The sequence below is a fragment of the Pedobacter sp. T50_32 genome (assembly GCF_057652195.1).
The window spans coordinates 337909-361246 of the sequence record NZ_JBYFBY010000002.1; the positions used below are offsets into that span (position 1 = coordinate 337909).

Annotated in this window: 17 protein-coding genes; 11 read left to right on the forward strand and 6 right to left on the reverse strand. The window is 38.3% G+C overall.

Translation table 11 applies throughout. From position 1 onward, the window contains the following. Nucleotides 1-51: 51 nt before the first annotated feature. Both AC23ME_RS06860 and AC23ME_RS06865 read left to right on the forward strand, forming a co-directional pair. A complete protein-coding gene (locus AC23ME_RS06860) occupies nucleotides 52-909 on the forward strand; it encodes an EamA family transporter (protein WP_487727015.1) in 858 nt (285 codons plus the stop codon). Nucleotides 910-1011: 102 nt separating this feature from the next. After that, on the forward strand, nucleotides 1012-1563 hold the full coding sequence (locus tag AC23ME_RS06865) for a hypothetical protein (protein WP_487727016.1): 552 nt from the start codon (nucleotides 1012-1014) through the stop codon (nucleotides 1561-1563). A gap of 265 nt (nucleotides 1564-1828) precedes the next feature. Here the strand turns inward: AC23ME_RS06865 and AC23ME_RS06870 are convergent, their stop codons facing one another. Next, on the reverse strand, nucleotides 1829-2179 hold the full coding sequence (locus AC23ME_RS06870; protein ID WP_487727017.1) for a 4Fe-4S dicluster domain-containing protein: 351 nt from the start codon (nucleotides 2177-2179) through the stop codon (nucleotides 1829-1831). A gap of 79 nt (nucleotides 2180-2258) precedes the next feature. Between AC23ME_RS06870 and AC23ME_RS06875 the strand changes: the two genes are divergently transcribed. From AC23ME_RS06875 to pbpC, 9 genes are all read left to right on the forward strand, one after another. Further along, nucleotides 2259-3281, forward strand: a complete 1023-nt coding sequence (locus AC23ME_RS06875; protein ID WP_487727018.1) for an acyl-CoA reductase — start codon at nucleotides 2259-2261, stop codon at nucleotides 3279-3281. Beyond that, nucleotides 3278-3934, forward strand: a complete 657-nt coding sequence (locus tag AC23ME_RS06880; protein WP_487727019.1) for a hypothetical protein — start codon at nucleotides 3278-3280, stop codon at nucleotides 3932-3934. Before AC23ME_RS06875 ends, AC23ME_RS06880 begins: the two co-directional genes overlap by 4 nt. Nucleotides 3935-4001: 67 nt before the next feature. Then, on the forward strand, nucleotides 4002-4205 hold the full coding sequence (locus tag AC23ME_RS06885) for a fructose-6-phosphate aldolase (RefSeq protein ID WP_308848936.1): 204 nt from the start codon (nucleotides 4002-4004) through the stop codon (nucleotides 4203-4205). 1 nt (nucleotide 4206) lies between these two features. Next, nucleotides 4207-4896 (forward strand): cell division ATP-binding protein FtsE, encoded by a 690-nt coding sequence (locus AC23ME_RS06890; RefSeq protein ID WP_487727020.1) that lies wholly within the window; start codon nucleotides 4207-4209, stop codon nucleotides 4894-4896. A gap of 140 nt (nucleotides 4897-5036) precedes the next feature. After that, complete coding sequence (locus AC23ME_RS06895) at nucleotides 5037-5708, forward strand: hypothetical protein (RefSeq protein WP_487727021.1); 672 nt, start codon at nucleotides 5037-5039, stop codon at nucleotides 5706-5708. A 212-nt stretch (nucleotides 5709-5920) separates the two neighbouring features. Continuing rightward, on the forward strand, nucleotides 5921-8464 hold the full coding sequence (gene topA / locus AC23ME_RS06900; protein ID WP_487727022.1) for a type I DNA topoisomerase: 2544 nt from the start codon (nucleotides 5921-5923) through the stop codon (nucleotides 8462-8464). 84 nt (nucleotides 8465-8548) lie between these two features. Beyond that, nucleotides 8549-8953: a hypothetical protein gene (locus AC23ME_RS06905; RefSeq protein WP_487727023.1), complete on the forward strand. Its 405-nt coding sequence runs from the start codon at nucleotides 8549-8551 to the stop codon at nucleotides 8951-8953. Nucleotides 8954-9129: 176 nt separating this feature from the next. Continuing rightward, nucleotides 9130-14724, forward strand: coding sequence for an alpha-2-macroglobulin family protein (locus tag AC23ME_RS06910; RefSeq protein ID WP_487727024.1), 5595 nt, complete (start codon nucleotides 9130-9132; stop codon nucleotides 14722-14724). Nucleotides 14725-15052: 328 nt separating this feature from the next. Then, nucleotides 15053-17422, forward strand: a complete 2370-nt coding sequence (gene pbpC, locus AC23ME_RS06915) for a penicillin-binding protein 1C (protein WP_487727025.1) — start codon at nucleotides 15053-15055, stop codon at nucleotides 17420-17422. Between the two features lie 75 nt (nucleotides 17423-17497). On the opposite strand, the gene AC23ME_RS06920 is transcribed toward pbpC, so the two are convergent. The 5 genes from AC23ME_RS06920 to AC23ME_RS06940 are packed head-to-tail and all read right to left on the reverse strand — an operon-like array spanning nucleotide 17498 to nucleotide 23291. Continuing rightward, nucleotides 17498-19120: a glycoside hydrolase family 43 protein gene (locus tag AC23ME_RS06920; RefSeq protein WP_487727026.1), complete on the reverse strand. Its 1623-nt coding sequence runs from the start codon at nucleotides 19118-19120 to the stop codon at nucleotides 17498-17500. Then, complete coding sequence (locus AC23ME_RS06925; RefSeq protein ID WP_487727027.1) at nucleotides 19120-20589, reverse strand: pectate lyase; 1470 nt, start codon at nucleotides 20587-20589, stop codon at nucleotides 19120-19122. Before AC23ME_RS06925 ends, AC23ME_RS06920 begins: the two co-directional genes overlap by 1 nt. Before the next feature lie 5 nt (nucleotides 20590-20594). Beyond that, complete coding sequence (locus tag AC23ME_RS06930) at nucleotides 20595-21548, reverse strand: pectinesterase family protein (RefSeq protein WP_487727028.1); 954 nt, start codon at nucleotides 21546-21548, stop codon at nucleotides 20595-20597. Nucleotides 21549-21598: 50 nt separating this feature from the next. After that, a complete protein-coding gene (locus AC23ME_RS06935) occupies nucleotides 21599-22591 on the reverse strand; it encodes a pectinesterase family protein (protein WP_487727029.1) in 993 nt (330 codons plus the stop codon). Between the two features lie 4 nt (nucleotides 22592-22595). Beyond that, the gene (locus AC23ME_RS06940) at nucleotides 22596-23291 is read right to left on the reverse strand and encodes a rhamnogalacturonan acetylesterase (RefSeq protein WP_487727030.1); all 696 of its coding nucleotides are present in this window, start codon (nucleotides 23289-23291) and stop codon (nucleotides 22596-22598) included. Nucleotides 23292-23338 lie beyond the last annotated feature (47 nt).

Sequence of the window (23338 nt, forward strand, 5' to 3'; positions counted from 1 at the left end):
GAAATTAGAGCTATATATCAGCAAAAGCATAGCTTTGCAAAAATTCTTTTGATGAAGCTGAAAAGTATCCCCCCTATTCCCGCAGTTTTAATGGCAATAATTAGTGTGCAAGGCGGGGCAGCAATTGCTAAAGGTATATTTCCGGTAATGGGTGCAGCCGGCACGGTTACACTTCGCATTGCAATTTCTGCAATTATTCTCTTGGCAATCCATCGGCGAAACTTCAAAAAAATCACAGGCAGCCAATGGAAGTTGATTGTTTGGTACGGTTTAGTACTCGGAGCAATGAACACAAGCTTTTACCTTTCGTTGGCTAGAATTCCTTTGGGCTTAGCTGTAACACTCGAATTTATAGGACCATTACTGTTGGCTGTATCTACCTCAAAAAAAGGTTTAGATTTCTTCTGGGTATTATTAGCAGCTATTGGCATTGCGTTAATTGCGCCATGGTCATCAAATAACAACATTGATTTAATTGGAGCGGCACTAGCCTTATTAGCAGGCGCATTTTGGGCAGCATACATTGTGCTTGGCGGCAAACTATCAAAAACCATGGATGGAGGAATTGCGGTGAGTATTGGTTTAGTAGTTGCTAGTTTTGTAGCCGTACCAGCAGGGATAATTGAAGGTAACCTCCATCAAATCAATCCTATGATATTATTTTGGGGCTTAGGAATTGCCTTACTTTCTAGCGCCATTCCTTACACTTTAGAGATGAATGCGCTGAAACACATCCCTGCAAAAACCTTTAGCATCTTAATGAGCTTAGAGCCTGCCGTCGCTGCTTTCTGTGGCTTATTATTTCTAAGCGAACAACTATCTTTTAACGAATGGGCTGCAATCGTCTTAGTTGTTGCCGCTAGTGCAGGATCTACACTCACAAGCTCTAAGAAGAGCAGCAAAAACTAGTTAACTATAAAATTATCAATGAAATATGTTAAAATAAATTACAAGTAATTGCAACAAGTTTTTTACCTTTGGCAAAAAAATTAAACCAATAATACTATTAAAATGAAAAAGAAATTATTAGCTCTATTAGTAATAGGCTCTGCAGTTGTAGGATCTTCTTGCAGTAAGATTAAAGAAGCAACTAATCAAGACATTACTATAACTGGAGCGGAAGTTACGTTAGTTGTATCTTCCAAAGATGTTTCAACTGGTTCGGTTGAATTAAAGTCTGAAACTGCAACTACAGATCTAGATGCATTGATTAAGGCAAAAGCATCTGGTTTTGGTTTGAAAAACGTAAAATCGTTAAAAGTAAAAACTTTAACTGCAGAAATTACTACTGGATCTGACGCCAATAACAACTTCTCAAACTTTAAAGACTTATCTGCTACACTTGAAGCTACTGGTAAAACACCTTTTACGGCAAGTTTCGCTGGTACGCCACAAGCAGGTAGCACTAGTATTAGTTTCGCAGTTAATAACGCTGTAGATTTAAAAGATTTAGTTTCGGCAGGAACATTAAAATACACGTTAAAAGCAACCGTACTTAAGAAAAATACAAACAATTTAACGATTAAAGTTAAGACAACTTATGACGCTGTTGTAGGTCTTTAATAAACTAAACCGTACTATTTAAATAGGCTAACTCAAAAGGTTGGCCTATTTTTTTAAGCAGTAATTGCAAAATACATATTGTCATTTTTAGATTGTGCAACGTGAAAGCATCACCGTCAAATAGCAGCAAAGATTTTCTTTACAAAACAAATCAAAAGCCTAACAAAAAAAGGAGATACAATAATGCATCTCCTTTTTTATATTTTTTCCAACTGAATTTCTAGTAATAAGTCAGAACCTCAGCTACAGATGAAATCAAATTGACTTAACCTTCTTGGTGCAACCAAGCTTTTTTAGCTAATAATTCGTCTTCTGTTTCACGGATATCTTCGTCGTCTACACAGCAATCTACTGGGCAAACAGCGGCACATTGAGGCTCATCGTGGAAACCTTTACATTCTGTACACTTATCTGAAACGATATAATACACTTCATCAGAAACTGCATCTTGAGCAACCGTTGCGTCTACTTCTTTACCTCCAAAATCAATAATACCATCTAAGCTGGTACCGTCAGAAAATCTCCAAGCTGTACCTGCATCGTAAATTGCATTATTAGGGCATTCTGGCTCACATGCCCCACAGTTTATACATTCGTCTGTTATTTTAATTGCCATGTTTTCGTCTAATTCTAAATGCTAAGTTTAACTTTGCAACGCAAATATATAACATAATCCATTTATAATAGTTCTAAATATGTCTTCACTTCGTAAAGAACAGCTAATTTCCGCTTTTAAACAGTTAGGCAAATACCTACAGCAACCCGATGAAACTTTTCAATCGGTTGTTTATTCGGCAAGAAATGAAAACGCTTGGTTTACAGAAGAAGAAGTAAATAAATCTGTTAAAGCATTGGCCGAAATGCTAAATGAAGTGGATTTAGAGCATTGGTTTGCAAATATTAGTGTTGCCACAGCACCTAAAAAAGTTGGATTAATCTTAGCTGGAAACATCCCTATGGTTGGTTTTCACGATGTAATGTGTGTGTTAGCGACAGGAAATATTGCCTTGATCAAATTATCTTCATCAGATAAAAAACTCCTGCCCTTTTTACTTAACAAATTGATTGAATTTTTACCAGAACTCGCAAATCATATTATTTACGCAGAACAATTGAAAGATTTTGATGCTGTGATTGCCACCGGCAGCAACAATACTTCCAGGTATTTCGAATATTACTTTGGTAAAGTACCTAATATCATTAGAAAAAATAGAAACAGCGTAGCCATTTTAACGGGCGAAGAAAGCGAAGCTGAAATTGCAGCACTTGGTCACGATATTTTAGATTATTTCGGGATGGGTTGTCGTAGCATTTCCAAAATCTTCATCCCTAAAAATTACGAAATCAAAAACTTTTTTGAGCCTTTGGAGCAATTTAAAGACATCATCAACCACTTTAAATACAATAACAACTACGATTACAACAAGTCTATTTATCTCGTAAACCAGCAAAACCACTACGATAACGGTTTTTTATTGCTGAAGGAAGATGAGGGATTGTCATCGCCTTTGGCTGTGCTCTATTACGAAACCTACGAAAACATAGACCACGTAATTGAAAAATTGAAACAGCAGCAAGAACAAATCCAATGTGTAGTGAGTAAAATATCTCACAAAGATCTGCAAACGCTTAAATTTGGTCAAAGTCAGCACCCAAAGCTTTGGAATTATGCGGACAATGTAGATACTATAATTTTTTTAATTAATTTAAATAAATGAGAAGATTGCTTTTAGTAATGTTAACTATCACGTTAACCCATGTGGCACTTGCCCAAACAAATAAAGATTTATTTATTTCAAACTATCCCAATGGAGTCTATGCCACAAAAGAAGATTTTATCAATAGAAAACCTAGTGATACCGTTGCTGTAATACCTAAAAATTTACCAGGCAAGCAAAAGGATAGTTTAACAATAAATCAAAATACGTTCTTTCATACTGCCTCTAATGATAAAAAAATAAAAAATGTATTTGCGATAGTTTATAACGGTCACATTTTTTTTAACATCGCCTCAATTTTATCAAACAGAAATAAAACAGATCGTTCGCAAAGCCACAATAATCCTAACTCGTTTGTAGGCGTATTGCTTGCAGGAAATAATTATATGTATACGGAAGCTAATTTGGCAAATGCTTGGGCACAGGGCTTTGCCTACGGAATGGGCGGAGCAATTGGGGGTATGGCTGCCCAAGGTATGGTTTATGGAAAAGGTATTGTTTGGGATGTAAAAAACAAAGAGTTCAACATCTTCAAAAATTGTAAAGACTACAATGAATTTATTAGAGATAAGTATCCCTCTGGCACACAAGACTGCAAAGATAACCAGCCAAATGCATTGCAGGTTAGAAAGGATATCACGAACATCTTATAATTTAACGCTGTTTATTTAATTAGGGATAATTAACTGATTTAACTTTTAACTTCTTACTTTTGAAGGAATGTATATCATCAAAGTTAAAGGCATAGCCAAAATACCGGATTACGTACAATTAAGAGACGAAAAGTTTACCTTGCTAGCTTACTTTAGGGTAGACAGACCTGATAAATCTCTAGAAAAATTGGGTTTTGGGGATAAGCAGGAAAAAATTATGAATTTTATTAACGAGTTGCCGTTTGGACAGGTAACTAAACTAGATATTTAACATGGCAGAGTACAAAGAAAATGTAATTACCTTAAATAATGTTGATGTTTTTCAGCAGAAACACTTAGTGCTATCTAATGTAAAACTTGATATAGCTAAAGGTGAATTTGTATTTTTAATTGGTGCTACCGGTTCTGGAAAAAGTAGTTTGTTAAAAATTATTTACGGCGATTTACACATCGGAAATGGTGAAGGAAGTGTAGCTAATTTCGACCTTAAAAACCTTAAAGAGAAAGAAGTTCCTTATTTGAGAAGAAAATTAGGAATTGTTTTTCAAGATTTCCAGTTGTTGAGTGATAGAACTATAGAGCAAAATCTAGAATTTGTTTTAAAGGCAACTGGCTGGAAAGACAAAAACCTAATTACCGAACGTATCAAAGATGTATTGGAAAAAGTTGGCTTACGTTCTAAAATCAAGAAAATGCCTCATGAAATGTCTGGTGGTGAGCAACAACGTATTGTAATTGCTAGAGCTTTATTGAACAATCCGGAAATTATTTTAGCCGATGAGCCTACAGGTAACTTAGACCCAGAAACTTCTGAAGAAATTGTACTTTTATTGAAACAGATTAGCCAAAATGGAACTGCGGTTTTAATGGCTACCCACGATTACCACATCATCCGTACTTTTCCTTCTCGTATTATTAAATGCGAAAACGGTTTGATACATGAGGATGTTAAAATAGCATAGAACATATATCGAGGGTTGCAAAATTCTTCTTTAACAAAGGAGCGATATTTCCTCAATTGGTATAAATTATTATTAAGCTAAGTACCGCTTACTATTAGCAGATGGTTTGGCATATCGATCATTTTCCTATATTTGAGACTATGAAATCTCGTTTCTATCTGCTTCTTTTGCTAGGCTGTCTAGGCGTATTGGGATGTAATAAGTCGGAAAATGCACCCAAACCAGATATGGCGCTGAATTATTTCCCGCTAAAAGAAAATCATGTAGTGATATATAACGTAGATTCTACGGTTTACAACAACTTCAATAATACCATTACAAATTATCTTTTCCAGTTAAAGGATACGGTTACCAACAAGTTTACAGATGCTCAAGGAAATGAAACTTACAGACTTGAACGTTATAAAAAAACAGCTACCCAAGATTGGTTTTTCCAAAAAGTGATTACTAGAAAAATCGTTAACAATAGAGCAGAAGAGTTTATTGATAACAAAAGATATGTGAGATTAGTATTCCCTCCTAGCTTACAATCTACTTGGAACGGTAATGTTTACAATGATTTAGGCGAATGGCGCCACGAAGTGAAGGAACTTGATGTACCATTAACGATAGGAACTCATCAACTTGATTCTACAATCTCTATCCACCAATACAACGAAGTAAATCTAATTAGAGAAGATATTTACGATGAAACTTATGCCAAAAACATTGGATTGGTAGTTAAGGAAGTCAAAGCAGTAGACAAAAATATCAGTACTGGCGTAATCACCAGAGGATTTAAGTACAAAATGCAATTGGATAGCTGGAAGTAAGTTTTCAGTCGGTAGTTCTCAAATCGCAGTTACCAGTCAATAAAACTTTAACCAGTAACAATTATACAGTTACCCTAAGCCAACAATACAACAATTTATCAATCGAACAATAGTAGCCAACCAGCGCTACAATTACTTTTCTGCAAAAAAAATACTCCCATTTTTGATATTAGAGTATATTATAGTTTTATTTGCACAAAAACCTGTAGTTAATGGCAAAAAATTTATTGATAGTTGAGTCTCCCGCAAAAGCGAAAACCATAGAAGGATATTTAGGAAAGGATTTTTTAGTAAAATCTAGCTATGGACACATTCGCGATTTGGTTAAGGGCGATATGGGAATTGATGTAGAGAAGGATTTTTTGCAGACTTATGAGGTGCCCGCCGACAAAAAACAGGTAGTATCTGAATTAAAAAAGTTAGCGAAGGGAGCCGAAACGGTATGGCTAGCATCCGATGAGGACCGTGAGGGAGAAGCCATTTCTTGGCACTTATTTGAGACTTTAGGCCTTAAAAAGGAAAACACTAAACGTATTGTATTCCACGAGATTACTAAGCCTGCTATATTAAAGGCTATAGAGAAACCAAGAGGAATTGATTACAATTTAGTTTACGCACAACAAGCTCGTAGGGTTTTAGATCGCTTGGTAGGTTTCGAGCTTTCTCCTGTACTTTGGAAAAAAGTAAAACCTTCTTTATCTGCAGGTCGTGTACAATCAGTTGCCGTACGCTTAATTGTAGATAGAGAAAGAGAAGTAAATAAATTTAATGCTACTGCAGCATTTAAAATTACAGCACAATTTACTACTGGAAACGGTAGAGAGATTGTAAAAGCAGAATTACCACAACGTTTCGAAAAAGCAGAAGAAGCAGAGAAATTTCTTCAAGATTGCGTTGGAGCCAACTTTAAAGTGAATAACTTAGAGGTTAAACCAGCAAAAAGAAACCCGGCCGCACCTTTCACTACTTCTACCCTACAGCAAGAAGCTTCCAGAAAACTGGGATATTCGGTAGCTAGAACCATGCAAATTGCACAGAGGTTGTACGAAAACGGTAAAATCACCTATATGCGAACCGATTCGGTAAACTTATCGGAAACTGCTGTTGCTGCTGCCGCTGCTGAAATTAAATCGGCTTACGGTAATCAATACCATCAACCAAGAGTTTACAAAACGAAATCTGCAGGTGCTCAAGAAGCTCACGAGGCTATCCGCCCTACTTATTTCGACCAACATACAACAAATGGCGATGCTGCCGAAAAACGTTTATATGAGCTAATTTGGAAACGTGCTATTGCCTCTCAAATGAGCGAAGCTGTTTTCGAGAAAACTACGGTTGATATCGGTGTAAGCACAAGAAAAGAAACCTTAGGTGCAGAAGGTGAAGTATTGAAATTTGATGGTTTTTTAAAGGTATATTTAGAATCTACCGATGACGAGGATGATGAAAATGAGAGCAATTTACTGCCTCCTTTAGCCATTGGCCAATCGTTAGAATTAAAAGAGATGTTGGCAACAGAGCGCTTCTCTCGTCCGCCGGCACGTTATACAGAAGCTAGTTTAGTTAAAAAATTAGAGGAATTAGGCATTGGCCGACCTTCTACTTATGCGCCAACCATTTCTACCATACAAAACAGAGGTTACGTTGTTAAAGAAGATAGAGACGGTAAAAAGAGAGATTTCTTAGCTTTTTCATTGTCGAATGGCAGTATCACTAAACAAAAAAAATCTGAAATTACTGGTGCAGAAAAATCAAAGTTATTCCCTACTGATATTGGTGAAGTGGTTAACGATTTCTTGGTAGAGCATTTCAAAGGAATAGTCGATTTCAATTTTACTGCAAAAGTTGAAAAACAATTTGATGAAATTGCACAAGGTTTGCAAGAATGGACAGCCATGCTACACTCATTCTATAAACCTTTCCATACTGAAGTTGAAAATACGATAGAAAATGCAGAAAGAGCAACTGGCGAACGTTTGTTAGGCACTGATCCTACAACCGGCAAAAATGTTTACACCAAAGTTGGTCGTTTCGGTCCGCTAGTTCAAATTGGTGAAATGAGTGACAACGAGGAAGAAAAACCTCGTTACGCAAGCTTAACCAAAACGCAGTCTGTTGGTACAATAACTTTAGAAGAAGCTTTAGATTTATTTAAACTTCCTTTTCAACTGGAAGATTACCAGGGCAAAGAAGTTTCCGTAGGATTGGGTCGTTTTGGACCTTATGTTAAATGGGGCGACACTTTCATTTCGATCCCTAAAAATGTAGATCCGCTAACTATTGATAATGACAAAGCTGTAGCCATTATCGGTGAGAAAATTGATGCAGATGCTCCTGTGGCGCACTATCAAAACCTACCTGTGACTAAAGGTACTGGCCGTTTTGGTCCGTTTATTAAATGGAACAATTTGTTCATCAATGTACCAAAAGCTTATAATTTTGATAACCTTTCGCAGAACGATATTAACGAGCTTATCAGCAAGAAAATAGAGAAAGAGAACAATCGTTTTATCCAACAATGGACTGAACATAAAATTGCTATCGAAAATGGAAGATGGGGACCGTTTATTCGTTTCGGTAAAGACATGCTGAAACTTGGAAATAACCCTGCTACTAAACAGAAATATACTGCAGAAGAGCTTGCTGGCATTTCTTTAGATGAGGTAAAAGCTTTAATTGTAGCTCAAAAACCTGATGCTTTTGAAGCTAAAAAGAAAGCACCTGCGAAGAAAAAAGCTGTAGCTAAGAAGAAGTAGACAGTTTACAGTTTTGAATTCTTAGTTTTGGATTCATAACTACAAACAGTTAACCAATTAACCAATTTAAACAGTTAAACAACTTTGAAAAAAGACTTACCTGAAAATATTGTAGAAGATGTTGCCATTGCCGTGGTATTAATGAGCGAAACTCCAGAAGTAAAAAATTGGACGGTTTATCTCGTTAACTTTAAAGACCAACCTATTACGAACGTTTTAATCACTTCTAAAGGTTACGGAGAAAAAGACGGCAAACAGGTTAAAACATCGTTGTTAAGGCATTTTATAGGCGATGTTCCTTCACAAGGTTCTGCAGGCGTAGAAGCTATTGATCCTGCTGTTTTCGGATTAACGAATGAATATTGGTTGAGTTATTACATCGGCAGTACCATTTACGATAAGAAATTCATTTTCCTACCAGAAAGCATTATAGATACCAATTTGATTAGAATTCCTGTGTTAAATAAACCAGGGGTGATGATAAAATAATTCATTGGTTCACTGGTTCATTAGTTTATTTCCGTGTAAATGATTATTTATAAACCTATAACCCGCACTGGCAAAACTATTCCAAACTCGATGTTTCTATCGTTAAACAATATTGCTCTACTGCCAACAATTCACTAGTTTTTTCGTTATCTTCATATCTAAAGTCTATTTAGCGTATGAACCAACAAATTTCTACTAATAACGCTCCTAAACGACCAGCTATTAAGGTAATCGTTATCGGCGCTCTTGTTTTAGTTGCAATTATTGCAGGCTATTTTCTTCTCAAAAAGGATAAAAAACAAGATCACACTCAATTTGCAAAATATATTGATGCTTATACTTCGGGTATCATTTCAAAAAAAAGCAATATCCGGGTTCATCTAGCAAATTCTGTAACTAACACTACAGATCTTGGCGAAACCGATCAAAAATTGTTCGACTTCTCTCCTAGCATCAAGGGAAAAACCTATTGGATAGATGCACAAACTATAGAGTTCCGTCCTGAAGAGAACTTAAAACCCAACCAAAAGTATGAAGCCAGCTTAAATTTGGCCAAGATCTTACCAGTGGAAGAAAATCTGGAAGAATTTGAGTTCGATTTTAAAGTCATCAAACCAGGACTTGCGTTCACGGAAAACGGTTTAGTTTCACAAAACAATACTTCGTTAAACTTAATGAAGTTAACGGGAGAAGTAAGCACCGCAGATGCAGAAGACACGGAGAAAGTCGAAAAAACACTTTCTCTCAACTCTCCACAGAAATTAAAGATCAAATGGAGCCACAATCCGCAAAAGCAAACCTCTACGTTTACGATAGATAGCATTCAAAAAACGGATGCCAGTTTATCACTAAATTGGGATGGTGATGCCATCGGTGCTGATGATGACAAGGGCGAAACTACATTAGAGATCCCTGCTAAAAACGTATTTAAAGTTTTAGCAGTAAAAGCGGTACAGCAACAAGAAGATTATGTACTCATCCAATGCTCTGAGCCCGTAAGCGTTACTCAAGATTTAGCCGGATTAATCAATCTGGGCAGCTTAAGCGATCTAAGATTTACCATCGACGGCAGTCAGATTAAAGTATATGCACCAGATGCTTTAGAAGGAAATTACAATGTCGTTATCAGCAACGCTGTCACTAATATTAACGGAAAAAACCTAGAGGCTGCTAAAAGTGCCAATCTCATCTTCGAAAACAAAAAACCAGCAGTAACCATCGCTGGTGCAGGTACCATCTTACCTAATTCTGGCAAATTGGTATTGCCTTTTGAGGCTGTAAACCTAAAAGCGGTAGATGTCACCATCATCAAAATTTTCCAAGATAATATTCCTCAATTCTTTCAGGTAAACAATTATAAAGAAGGAAATGAGTTGCGTCGTGTCGCTAAGCCTATTCTGCAAAAAACCATTCATTTAAGTGAGGATAAATCTTTAGATCTTCGTAAAAAGAACCGATTTACGCTAGACTTAGATAAACTGATTAAGACCGAACCCGGAGCAATGTATCGTGTGAGTATCATGTTTAAACATTCTTATGCATTATACAACTGTGCACAATCTAGCGATAGGGCAAGCGCCGAAGAAGGTGACTATGATGGTTACGACGGTTATGAGTATGGCGAAAAAATAGATGAGGACGATGATTTCTGGAACAATTACCAAAATTACTACCCTCGCGGTTACCGTTGGAATGATAGAGAAGACCCTTGTACGCCATCCTATTATACTAGCGAAAGATGGGCACACCGAAACTTGCTGTCCTCTAACATCGGCTTAATTGCGAAGCGTGGAAACGATGAAAGTATGCTCGTGGTTGCTACAGATTTGTTAACCGCCAAACCTTTAAGTGGTGTAAGTATCGATTTGTTGGATTACCAAAAACAAGTACTTACCTCAGTAAAAACTGATGGTGATGGTATGGCCAGCTTTGCCCTAAAAAGAAAACCTTTTCTGTTGGTTGCTAAAAATGGAAATGAACGCGGTTATTTAAAACTGGATGATGGTAACTCTCTCCCTCTATCGAGATTTGATGTGGGTGGAGAAGTAGTTCAGAACGGAATTAAAGGTTTTATTTATGGTGAACGTGGCGTTTGGCGACCAGGTGATAGCATCTATTTATCATTCATTTTAGAAGATAAACTGAAAAAACTGCCAGCAAACTATCCTGTTGTTTTCGAGCTTTACAATCCAAAAGGGCAATTGGTTAAGAAGCAAAGCAACACCAAACCTCTAAATGGTTTTTACAGCTTTAAAACGGCAACAGAAAATACTTCGCCAACTGGCGGATGGCAAGCGAAATTCAAAGCTGGTGGCGCAACTTTCACCAAAAACCTAAAAATTGAAACCGTTACGCCTAATCGTATCAAAATTAATTTCGATTTGGGTGGTAAAAAATACTTGGGCAATGGACGAGCTTCTGCGGCTACGCTATCGGCAAAATGGTTGTTCGGTACACCTGCACAAAACTTGAAAGCTAAAGTTGATATCAATTTGAGTAAAGGCGAAACCTCCTTCTCTAACTTTAAAGACTATTCCTTCGATAATCCAATTGTTCAATTTGATAACCAGTTAAAAACAGTATTTGAAGGCACTTTGAATGAAGCTGGCGTTGCTACCGTCAACACTAACCTGAACGATCAAATGGCTGCTCCTGGCATTTTAAGGGCAAACATCACTACCAAAGTTTTTGAACCGGGAGGTAATTTCAGTATCGATAACTTCAGCATTCCTTACCATGTTTATGATAATTACTTTGGAATTAAATCGCCACAAGGTGATAAAATGACTGGAATGTTGGTGACTGGAAAAGACCATCAAGTAGATATTGTAAATGTAAATAGAGATGGAGCCTTACTGAATGCCAATAAAACCGTTACTGTGGCCCTGTACAAAGTGCAATGGCGTTGGTGGTGGGAACAAAACAACCAAGAGAATTATGCCAATTTTACGCAAAATGAGTATAATAAGCTCATCAGATCTGAACAAGTAGAGATGCGTAACGGTAAAGCCAAATGGGATTTACGAATTGATGAACCCGAGTGGGGCCGCTATTTAATTGTAGTAGGTAACGCTTATGGCGGTGGTCATTTTGCGGCGAGAGAAGTTTATATTGATTGGCCAGGATGGGCACAACGCGAACAAGGCAGTAACCCAACCGAAGCCGCCATGTTATCATTCACAGCTAACAAAGCAAAATACAACGTTGGGGATGAAATTACCTTAACGGTTCCTTCGCCAGAAAATGGAAGGGCTTTGGTTTCTATTGAAAACGGCAGTAGAGTAGTTAAAACTTTCTGGACAGATACGAAGAAAGGTCAAACGCAGATTAGCTTTAAGGCAGAGAAGAACATGACACCTAATGTTTTTGCCAATGTGACTCTGTTGCAACCGCATAGCCAAACGGTTAATGATATGCCAATTAGGATGTATGGTGCTATTCCATTAAGTATCGAAAATCCTGAGACTATCTTGAAACCTCAAATCGCGATAGCTAAAGAACTACGACCAGAAACAGAAAGTAGTTTGGCGGTTAGTGAGGCCAATGGTAAGGCAATGACTTATACCATCGCCATTGTTGACGAAGGTTTGTTAGATCTTACCCGTTTCAAAACTCCTGATCCTCATGCATCATTTTATGCCAGAGAGGGCTTAGGCGTTAAAACTTGGGATTTGTTTGATCAGGTATTAGGTGCTTGGGGTGGCAATTTGGAAAGGATTTTAAGCATTGGTGGTGATGGTGCGCTCAATAAAAACATCAACCCTGCTAAAGCGAACCGATTTAAACCGGTAGTGAAATTTATGGGACCTTTCCAATTGGGCAAAGGCGAAAAGAAAACCCACAAATTTAAGCTTCCACAGTACATTGGTTCGGTTAAGGTAATGGTAGTTGCCGCTAATGATGGTGCTTACGGAAATGCCGAAAAAGCAGTGGAAGTAAAAAAACCAATCATGCTTTTGGCCTCTGTACCGAGGGTAATTGGTCCGGGCGAAACATTCACCTTGCCAGTAAACGTTTTTGCTACTAATAATAACATCAGAAACGTTTCAGTAAGCTTGCAAACTAGCAATTTGCGTATCAACCAAACAAATAGGCAAAATTTAAACTTTGCTAAAGCTGGTGATCAATTGACTTATTTTAATGTGACTGCGCCAAATAACACAGGCATTGCCAAAATCAAAATTATTGCACAAAGCGGAGCTGAAAAAACGATTACCGATGTAGAATTGGATATCAGAAATCCAAATCCGATGGTTACGAACGTGATTTCTGCGGTAATACAACCTAACCAATCTTGGAGTAGTGATTATGCAGCTATCGGCACCGCCGGAACAAACAGCGGTAGTTTGGAAGTTTCGTCTATCCCTCCTATCAATTTAGAGAAAAGGCTGGGCTATTTAATCCAATATCCGCATGGTTGCGTAGAACAAACTACCTCTGGTATTTTCCCACAGTTGTATTTAGATAGACTTTCGGCGCTGAGCGAACAGAAAAAAGCGCAAATAGAACGTAACATTAAAGCCGGAATTAACAAACTGAAAGGCTTCCAAACTACGGATGGCGGATTAGCTTACTGGCCAGGCAATCCAACTGCCGATGAATGGGGAACCAATTATGCGGCCCATTTCTTAATTGAAGCGCAAGAAAGTGGTTATACTTTACCTGTTGGCTTATTTGATGGGCTAATTCGTTTCTTGAAAAACAAAGCCAACAATTGGACACCTAACGCCAATAATTTCTATGGTGGCGATTTAAATCAGGCTTACCGCTTGTATGTTTTAGCACTGGCGAAAAAACCAGAAATGGCTGCAATGAACAGGCTAAGAGCTTTCGAATATTTAACTGATGCTGCGAAATGGAGATTGGCAGCCGCTTATCAACTAGCTGGTCAAACTGGCGCTGCCAGCAGTTTAATTAAAGGTTTGGCTACACAGGTAGAAGCTTACCAACAATTAGGCGGTACTTACGGCTCAGATTTAAGAGACCAGGCAATGATTATGGAAACACTGACCCTGATGGGACAGAAAAACCGAGCACAACAGGTGATGACCAAAGTTGCAGCCAGATTGGGTGAGGATCAATGGTATAGTACACAAACCACAGCTTATAGTTTGCTGGCAATTGCGAAGTTCTGCGGCGAACAAAAATCAGGTCGCAAATTGAACTTCCAATACGTATTAGATGGTGCTAAAGGTTCGGTAAACAACAATCAATATTACAGTTCTACACCAATTAACTTTAAAGGAAATAAAGCTACTATTACCAACAGAAGTAACGGTGTACTCTTCGCAAGGCTCATTGTTCAAGGTCGCCCTGCAACGGGACAGAATGATTTCTTACCAAACAATCCAGACTTATTGGTGATGGACGTGAGTTACAAAAACATGAAAGGTCTGGTATTAAATCCAGCGCAGCTGAAACAAGGACAAGATTTTTATGCGGAAGTAACTGTTAAAAATACAGGCAGACAAGGTCTGTACGAACAGATGGCTTTAACGCAAATCTTCCCTTCTGGCTGGGAAATCATCAATACAAGATTACATGATAACGAAGGTGCATTTGCGGCATCCGCTTACGATTACCAAGATATCAGAGATGACAGGGTATTGACTTATTTCAATCTAAGAGAGAACGAAACCAAAACGTTCAGGGTTTTGCTTAACGCCTCTTATTTGGGTAGGTTTTACTTGTCTAATGTGCAATGCGAAGCGATGTACGACAATAAAATTGCGACAGCAAAAGCTGGATTTTGGGTTGAGGTGGTGAAGTAATTTTGTTTAGCGATAGGCGTTTGGCGTTATAAAAACCAAACGCTTATCGCTTTACGCCAAATGTGGTGAATTAAATCCTTGGCCAAACATTAGTCATTATAAACCTTACAAAACCTGCAGAAAATTTGATTAAAGTAATTATTTTTTCCATGTTCGTATCTCCTTTGGAGTATATCAATTAATGGGGGAAATTGTTACCTATTATTTTTCAGCACTGTCGTTCCCAAACCGTCATCCCGAATTTATTTCGGGATCGTAATGCAATAAACCTATCATCGCTTTAAGATTCCCGCCTACGCGGGAATGACGAGAAAGAGCTTAACTAAAAATGAAAAAACAACTCAAAGCAATTATTTACGTAGATATTCTATTTGCAGTATTGCTTTTGTTTTTCTGGTTTTCGTTACCTAAGCCACTGTTTATCACTCCAACTTCCTACGTGATAGAAGCTAGCAACGGCGAATTATTGAGTGCATCTATTGCAAAAGACGGTCAGTGGCGTTTTCCAGTTGCCGATAGTATTCCTGAGAAGTTTTCAAAATGTATCATTACTTTTGAGGACAAGCGCTTCTACAATCATTTAGGAGTTGATTTCATTGCTGTTGGCAGAGCTATTCGTCAAAATATGCAGGCTAAATCTGTAGCCAGTGGTGCAAGTACATTGAGCATGCAGGTGATTAGGTTATCGAGAAAAAAAGAGCGAACTATCTTCCAGAAACTCGCAGAAATGTGGATGGCTGTAAGGCTTGAAGTAAGCTATTCTAAAGAGGAAATTTTAGCTTTGTATGCAGCAAATGCGCCTTTTGGCAGTAACGTAGTTGGTTTGGAAGCTGCCAGCTGGCGATATTATGGTAGACCTGCAGAAAACCTATCTTGGGGCGAAATGGCGACGCTTGCCGTGTTACCAAACAGTCCTTCCCTTGTTCGCCCTGGCAAAAATGCTACAAGGTTAATCATCAAGAGAAATAACCTGCTCGATAAGTTAGTTGAGGAAAAAATTATAGATAGAGCGACTGCACAACTTTCAAAAGCGGAACCCATTCCTAGCGCTCCACTCCCGCTGCCACAAAATGCACCACACTTACTCAACAGGTTTAAGGATGAAATGAAAACCTTGAAGGTGAATACAACCCGAATTACTTCTACTATTGATGAGCATCTGCAAAAGGAGCTCAATCGTTTAACGGCACAATACCATCAAAAATTTGCTGCTAACGGCATCAATAATTTAGCGGCTTTGGTCATCAACGTTAAAAATGGCAGCGTGATTGCTTACGTTGGCAACTGTTATCTTCCCCAACAAAAAGAAATGGAAAGCCATGTGGATATGATTAGCGCTAGGCGAAGTCCGGGAAGTACATTGAAACCACTATTGTACGCAAGTATGCTAAATGATGGTTTCATTTTACCTCAAACATTAATTTCTGATGTTCCTACACAAATTGGCGGTTACTCCCCACAGAATTTCGATTTAGGTTACGATGGTGCCATTCCAGCTGACAGAGCTTTAAGTCGCTCGTTGAACATTCCTGCTGTTAAAATGCTACAGCAATATAAATATGAGCGTTTTTACGATAAGCTGAAGAAATTCAATTTCAGTACCCTTAATAGACCCGCAGATCATTATGGGCTATCATTAATTTTGGGTGGCAGCGAGGTAACCATGTGGGATTTGAGCAATGCTTACTTGGGGATGGCTAGAACCCTAAACCACTACAATGATTATCAAGGTAAGTACAACAATGCAGATTACAGTAGCACTTACTACGTCAAAGATCAAGAGAAACCCGAGGACGAAATAGAAGCTACTTCACTTTTAGATCATGGTACCATTTGGTCTACCTTTAATGCCATGGAAGAGGTAATGCGCCCCGGAGATGAAGGCTTGTGGCAACAATTCTCTTCGTCGCAACGTATTGCATGGAAAACAGGCACCAGCTTTGGTTTTAGAGATGCTTGGTCGGTAGGCTTAACACCTAACTATGTGGTTTGCGTTTGGGTTGGCAATGCCGATGGCGAAGGAAGGCCTGGTTTAACTGGTATCGAAGCCGCAGCGCCTTTGATGTTTGATATTTTTAGGCTACTACCCAGCTCAAAATGGTTCGAAATGCCTAAAACAAAGCTTAAACGCATTACAGTTTGTAAACAGAGCGGATACAAAGCATCGTCTATTTGCGAAACTAAGTTGGTACAATGGGTTCCGCCAGTTGGCGAAAAAACAGCCTTATGCCCATATCATAAATTGATACATTTAGATGCAAGTGCCACTTACCAAGTTACCAACCAATGTTACAGCGTAAACCAAATGAAACATAAAAGTTGGTTTGTGCTGCCTCCAACTATGGAATACTATTACAAGACAAAAAATGCGGATTATCGCGTATTACCGCCATTTTTAGATGGTTGCGAGAACGAAAGTGCCGCTGTAATGGAGATGATTTATCCAAAAGCAAACGCTTCTATTTATATCCCCTTAGAAATTGATGGCAACCGTGGAAAAGCGGTTTTTAACGTTGCACATCGAAATAACAACGCTACTATTCATTGGCACATTGATGAAGAATACGTAGGAACAACCAAAAACTTCCATCAAATCGCTTTAAGTCCGAAACCAGGCAAACACGTACTAACCTTGACAGACCAAAATGGAGAACGATTGGTACAGATTTTTACCGTGTTGGATAAGGAGGAAAAGTAGTTTTTATATAGTCATTCAAGAGCAGTGATTATTAGTCGTTGAGTATACAATAGAGGTAGCTACTCTTGAAGTTTGTTACTTCTCCACCCTAAACCAATCTAAATCTGCGTAGCCGCTATCGTTTGTCTGTTGTTCGCGGATAGCAAATAGACCAACTTTAGCACCAATCCATTTACCTGGAGTAGCCTCAAACGTATCTTCTACTGGTGTAAAAGTGTTTCCATCTTTGCTATAGCTAAACTGGCATTTTGCACCTTTGCTAACCTTAACCCTAAGAAAAACATCGTTTCCATCTAATTTCAAAAGCTGTTTTTCATTTTCGGCTTTGCCTTTGTCCGCATTTTTGCAAACTGAATAAACTAAATACAATCCATCTTTTTTAGATTTTACTGCCAGATATGCATAGCTTAATCCGTAGATTGTTAGACCAGCCTTTTCATCTTCCAACTTTTGGTTAGCAGTGAAGCTTAATTTTGTAGTAGCCGTAAATTCTTCTGTTGGAAATTTCTGCATCAAGATATTTGGCACATCCCAAAGGTTTTTGGCACTATCAGGAATTTTGGAAGTATATAACCTCAAACTTCCTTTACTTGGGTTCAAAAATGACCACGTAGCTAAGGGATTAGCCTGCCATTGCCACTGCAAACCTAACGATGTACTATTAAATTCGTCCGATTCTGTTGGAGTGAAAATTGCACTAGGTTTAGCCACGTTTGGTTTCTTGTGTACTAATACAGGCTCACCGGTTCCATCGCCATCTTTATCTATACCAATTACAGGCCAGTTGTTTACCCATTTCATAGGTTGTAGGTGCACTACCCTTCCATAAGCATCTTTATCCTGAAAATGCAGAAACCAGTCTTCGCCATTTGGTGTATTTACCCAAGCGCCTTGATGTGGCCCATTAATTGGCGTTTTGCCTTGCTCCAGAGCAACCTTGCGCTCGTAAGGACCATAAATATTTTTTGAGCGCAAGATAGTTTGCCATCCTGTAGAAACTCCACCGCCGGGTGCAAAAATATAATAGTAGCCGTTGCGTTTGTAAAGCTTTGGCCCCTCAATTGTTGGATCGAGTTCATGCCCATCATAAACCAATTTACCTTCACTTATCACCTTATCGCCTTTAGCATTCATTTCTTTAATTACAATAATGCTTTTGATACCCGCTCTGCTACCAGCATAAGCATGTGCTAAGTAAACTTTGCCATTTTCATCCCAAAGCGGACAAGGATCTATCAAACCTTTACCAGCTTCTACCAAAACTGGATCAGTCCAAGGTCCTAAAATATTTTTCGCTTTAGTTAAGTATATCCCAAAATCTGGATCTGGATAGTAAATATAAAACTCGTTGTTATGATAACGGATAGCAGGCGCCCAAACTCCATTTCCGTGCTGAGTTCTAGAGAAATGTTCAAACGGAGGTTGCCTTTTTAGTGCGTGACCAATCAATTTCCAGTTCACTAAATCAGTAGATTCTAATATTGGAAGTCCTGGAATGGCGTCAAAACTAGAGGCAATCATATAAAACTTATCGCCTACTCTAATCGCATCAGGATCTGAATAATCTGCATCTAAAACTGGATTTTTATAGGTTCCGTTACCTAAATCGGAAACCCAAACTTTAGAGACATATTCCTTTTGGGCAAATGCGGCATTTAATAAAAGGGCAATTACTAAGCTAACAAGCGTTTTCTTCATTATTTATATTGTGCCTCGGTAATGGTTTTCACCAAGCTGTTAATGTAAACTTCAATGTTATCATACGCAGAACTCAAATCCTTTCCATTAGCATTTGACTTATTCGGATCTAATTTGTTTGCCACTTCCCATTCATCTGGCATTCCATCGCCATCGGTATCTTTTAGTACTGCAGTTTGGTTTAACTTTGGCCAACCGCCCACATCAGTTTGCGAATCAATAATGCCTTTGAAGCCAGTTTTAGAACCATTGTAAGTCGCTGTTCCATCCTTAACCTCCTTTGCTATTCTTATATCAATGGCATCTCGTTTATAACTAGCGCCCCCATACAGCAATACCATGTTATAAGCTTGCTCTGCAGTATGTTGGGTAACAATTTCAAATGCTAAAGGATTATTTTGCTTTACTGTATTGAAATTTGCAACGCTTATGCTCGAATGTCTATCAACTCCTCCATTCCAATTATCTGCAGTAACTGTTGTACTATTCGTCACTACATTACCAGCTACATAGAATTTACCATAACCCGGCGCATAAGTGGTTATATCAGTTTCCATATAAACTTGCATAATGCGATTTCTGTTAGATGAAGCCGGACCAGCTTTGTAATAGTTATTAACGATGTTGTATTCACCATTTTCGCCACCGTAGCTGCTGTTCGAGCCCCAGTTATAAATTACGTTGTTACGAAAATCGACCTTATCTATTCCAAATGGGCTTTTACCCGTACCTGCACGGCTACCACCATCAAACCTAGGATTACGGCTGTTATGATGTGATAGTAGATTATGATGAAAAGTAGCGCTTGAACCTCCCCAAATAGCACCATAGCCGTGATCGTCCTTACCGTGGAAAGATTTATTCAAGCTTTCTGACAAAATACACCACTGCATCGTGAAATTTTTATTGGCATAAAATGATGAACATTCGTCGATAGACCAGCTCATAGAACAGTGATCGATTACGATATTCTCCCTATTCCTTCCCCATAATGCATCTTGTTCATTCTGCGTTAAATCGCCCATACGGAAACGCATATACCTAATGATGACATTGTTCGCATTTACGTTCATTTCGTAATTCTGCAAGCAAATGCCATCGCCTGGCGCAGTTTGCCCGGCAATAGTTACATCGCCATTGCTAATTTGTAATCTACTTTTTAGTTCGATATTTCCAGAAACTTCAAAAACGATGATACGAGCGCCACTTGCAGCAACTGCCTCACGTAAACTACCTGCACCGGCATCGTTCAAGTTGGTTACTTTAATTACCCGACCGCCTCTGCCACCAGTTGCGTTTCTTCCATAACCTTCTACGCCAGGAAATGCTTGTGCTGTTTCTTGAACTTGTGTAGGTTTATCTGTTCCAGGATTGGTATCTCCACCGTTATCTATAGGTGCTTCTGATTTTTTTGAGCAGCTTAACAAAGCAAAAGCTGTTGCTAAAAAATATAAAGTTTTTCTGTTCATCTTAATTAATTAATTTGAGGTAACCATTTACTTCCACCCGAAAAAATATTCTTCAAGGTATATTTCTTCAATTCTTTTTTGGTGAGTTGATGAGACCATTCTATTCGCTGATCCTTTACGAAACCGGGGCCAAAAGAGCCGTATTCTGCATAATAAGTTTGCTTGTGATTATCATTTTTGTTCCAAACACTCCACCCTTGGGGCAAAATATGATCGCCCATCTCAGTATTGATGAATACGGTTTTTGCGAAGGGTCTCCACGGCCGGCCTAGGTAAACCTTTTTAAATGCTGGGTCTACCGTTAACTTGCAATTAAAAAACACAAAGCCAAATTTTTGATTTTGGGTTGTTGATGCCGCAGTAATGTAAGAGTTTTTTTTGCTGTGGATGTGGCAACCTTCGAAAACCACAGTAGCCGCACCAAAAATAAAGTCAGTAGTTCCTTCGATGTAGCAGTTTACATAATACTGCCTACTCGTGTCTGCAGATGTAAATAGTGTGTCTTGATTACTAATGATACGGCAGTTTCTGATCACAACTCGATCAGCTTCTACATGTAAGGCCACTGCCTGCCCTACTGGTCCAGCGTTGTTCTCGAAAGTTAAGTTTTCCGCTACAAAATCATTCCCCTGTACTAAAACCGAATAAGAAGTGTAGGTGTTGATTTTTCCTTTCCCCGAGTAATCATCATAAGTAATAATGGTACTTTGCTTGTCTTCGCCTACCAATCTAATTCTTATTTTTTGGGCTGGAATAACCAACTTTTCTTTATAAATACCTTTTTTAATATAGATATTTACCTGTACATCGCTATAATCGCGAACGGCCATTACCGCTTCTTGGATGGTTTTATACTGACCACTTCCATCTTGTGCTACGGTAAGTTCTTTGGGATAATCTTGTGCGTAAGACAATCCCACAATTGATACGAAGTATATAAATAAGATTAGCTTTTTCATTTTAATAGATTCCTCGTTCCTCGGAATGACAGGTCGGTTTATAGATTAACCTAGTTAGGTTTCCAACCGTTAAAAATTTTCTCTAATGTGAAGTTTTCTTTTACTTCTTTTTCTGTAAGTTGATGGGCCCATTTCACCCTGTTTTTATCATTTGCACCAACTCCTTTACTTTTATACTCGGCGTAAAACGATGTTTTTTCTGCGTCTGGTTTATTCCAGTTGTGCCATCCCTCTGGCTTAACTTGTTTGCCTAAATCACAATTGATAAAAACGGTTTTGGAAAATGGGCGCCATGGTCTGCCTAAGTAAAAAGAAGCCTCGGGCGCATTGCCATGAATTTTACTCTCGATAAACACATAGCCATATTTGGTGCTATCTGGAGTTGATGCTGCAGTATAATAACCCGCAGTTTTACCGAAAATTTCACATTGATCGAATACCGCAGTAGACGAACCAAAAATAAAATCTACTGTACCTTCTATGTAGCATTTATAGTAATACTGACAGCTGCCATAGCCATAGGTATAAAGCGTATCCTGAAAACCAAGCATCTTGCAGTTGATGAAATGAGCTTTATCTCCCGCTACAAACAGTGCTACGGCTTGACCAACTGGTCCAGAAGTGTTTTGAAAAGTGATATTTTCTGCAGTAAATTGTGGACCGTACACATAGAAACTAGAAGAGCCTGATGTTCCTTTCTCTTCTCCAAAAATGTTTTTCTTCTTCGAATAATCATCGTAAGTAAGGATGGTTTTCTCTACGCTTTCTCCTATCAAAGTAACCATTTGCTTTGATGCAGAAAGGTTAAGTTTCTCTTTGTAAGTTCCGTTTTTAATGAAGATGGTAGTAGTTACTTTTCTGAAATCGGGTACTGCATTAAGTGCTTCTTGTACTGTTTTGAAATTCCCCGAACCATCTTGTGCTACAACGAAATCGTATTGAGAGTTTGGTGTATGGCGTGTGGCGTAATGTTTATTACTTCCAAATACTTGGGTCAGTGAACAATTTAACAATAAAGCAATCAAACAATACAACAATCTCATCCTACTATTTTTTAACTACGGGTTTTACAATTTTATCTGCCAAAGGCAATTTCAAGTCTTTGATTTCTTGCAGCACAATCTGAGCAATCTTTCTAGCACCTAATTCGCTAAAATGAGTGTTATCTACTTTCCCGTCAGGATAATTTGGATGCTCATTAGCTTGCAATTGCAGAAAAAGTAGCTTTGAGTTTTCTTCTCCAAACTGCTGATACAATTGACGGCTTTTTTCATCTAAATCTATCAACGGAACATTTAACTTTGCTGCCAATTCTTTAACCAATGGCGTGTATTCTTTATGTGTTTCAAGTGCATTGCCATCTTTAAATTTTCTTCTAGAAACTGGCGTGATTAAGATTGGCGTTGCTTGCTTTGCTCTAGCTTCGCTTACAAACTTCACGAGATTTTCTTTGTATTGCTCTGGCGATGTATACCGATCTACTTTCTCTTTGCTTTCGTCGTTATGTCCAAACTGGATGAATACATAATCGCCCTTTTTCATGGTTGATAAAGCAGTATCCCACAATCCCTCACTTAAAAAAGTACGTGTACTACGACCGTTTTTTGCCAGATTATTAACTTCTACTGTTTTATCAAAAAAGTAAGTAAATGGCATTCCCCAACCGGTTTCTGGGTAAGCTGTAGTTAGCTTGTTAGCAGCAGTAGAGTCTCCAATAATGAACACCGTGGTTTTATCTTCCATTAGCGGCATAAAAAGCGTTATTAAAAAGAAAGATGTTAGAATTAACG

Excerpts from the sequence above, each read along its gene's own strand:
- AC23ME_RS06865 (WP_487727016.1), top strand. The coding sequence starts at position 1,012 with ATGAAAAAGAAATTATTAGCTCTATTAGTAATAGGCTCTGCAGTTGTA.
- pbpC (WP_487727025.1), top strand. The coding sequence starts at position 15,053 with ATGAAAAAACAACTCAAAGCAATTATTTACGTAGATATTCTATTTGCA.
- AC23ME_RS06880 (WP_487727019.1), top strand. The coding sequence starts at position 3,278 with ATGAGAAGATTGCTTTTAGTAATGTTAACTATCACGTTAACCCATGTG.
- AC23ME_RS06870 (WP_487727017.1), bottom strand. The coding sequence starts at position 2,179 with ATGGCAATTAAAATAACAGACGAATGTATAAACTGTGGGGCATGTGAG.
- AC23ME_RS06895 (WP_487727021.1), top strand. The coding sequence starts at position 5,037 with ATGAAATCTCGTTTCTATCTGCTTCTTTTGCTAGGCTGTCTAGGCGTA.
- AC23ME_RS06925 (WP_487727027.1), bottom strand. The coding sequence starts at position 20,589 with ATGAACAGAAAAACTTTATATTTTTTAGCAACAGCTTTTGCTTTGTTA.
- AC23ME_RS06890 (WP_487727020.1), top strand. The coding sequence starts at position 4,207 with ATGGCAGAGTACAAAGAAAATGTAATTACCTTAAATAATGTTGATGTT.
- AC23ME_RS06920 (WP_487727026.1), bottom strand. The coding sequence starts at position 19,120 with ATGAAGAAAACGCTTGTTAGCTTAGTAATTGCCCTTTTATTAAATGCC.
- topA (WP_487727022.1), top strand. The coding sequence starts at position 5,921 with ATGGCAAAAAATTTATTGATAGTTGAGTCTCCCGCAAAAGCGAAAACC.
- AC23ME_RS06930 (WP_487727028.1), bottom strand. The coding sequence starts at position 21,548 with ATGAAAAAGCTAATCTTATTTATATACTTCGTATCAATTGTGGGATTG.
- AC23ME_RS06885 (WP_308848936.1), top strand. The coding sequence starts at position 4,002 with ATGTATATCATCAAAGTTAAAGGCATAGCCAAAATACCGGATTACGTA.
- AC23ME_RS06875 (WP_487727018.1), top strand. The coding sequence starts at position 2,259 with ATGTCTTCACTTCGTAAAGAACAGCTAATTTCCGCTTTTAAACAGTTA.
- AC23ME_RS06860 (WP_487727015.1), top strand. The coding sequence starts at position 52 with ATGAAGCTGAAAAGTATCCCCCCTATTCCCGCAGTTTTAATGGCAATA.
- AC23ME_RS06940 (WP_487727030.1), bottom strand. The coding sequence starts at position 23,291 with ATGGAAGATAAAACCACGGTGTTCATTATTGGAGACTCTACTGCTGCT.
- AC23ME_RS06910 (WP_487727024.1), top strand. The coding sequence starts at position 9,130 with ATGAACCAACAAATTTCTACTAATAACGCTCCTAAACGACCAGCTATT.
- AC23ME_RS06935 (WP_487727029.1), bottom strand. The coding sequence starts at position 22,591 with ATGAGATTGTTGTATTGTTTGATTGCTTTATTGTTAAATTGTTCACTG.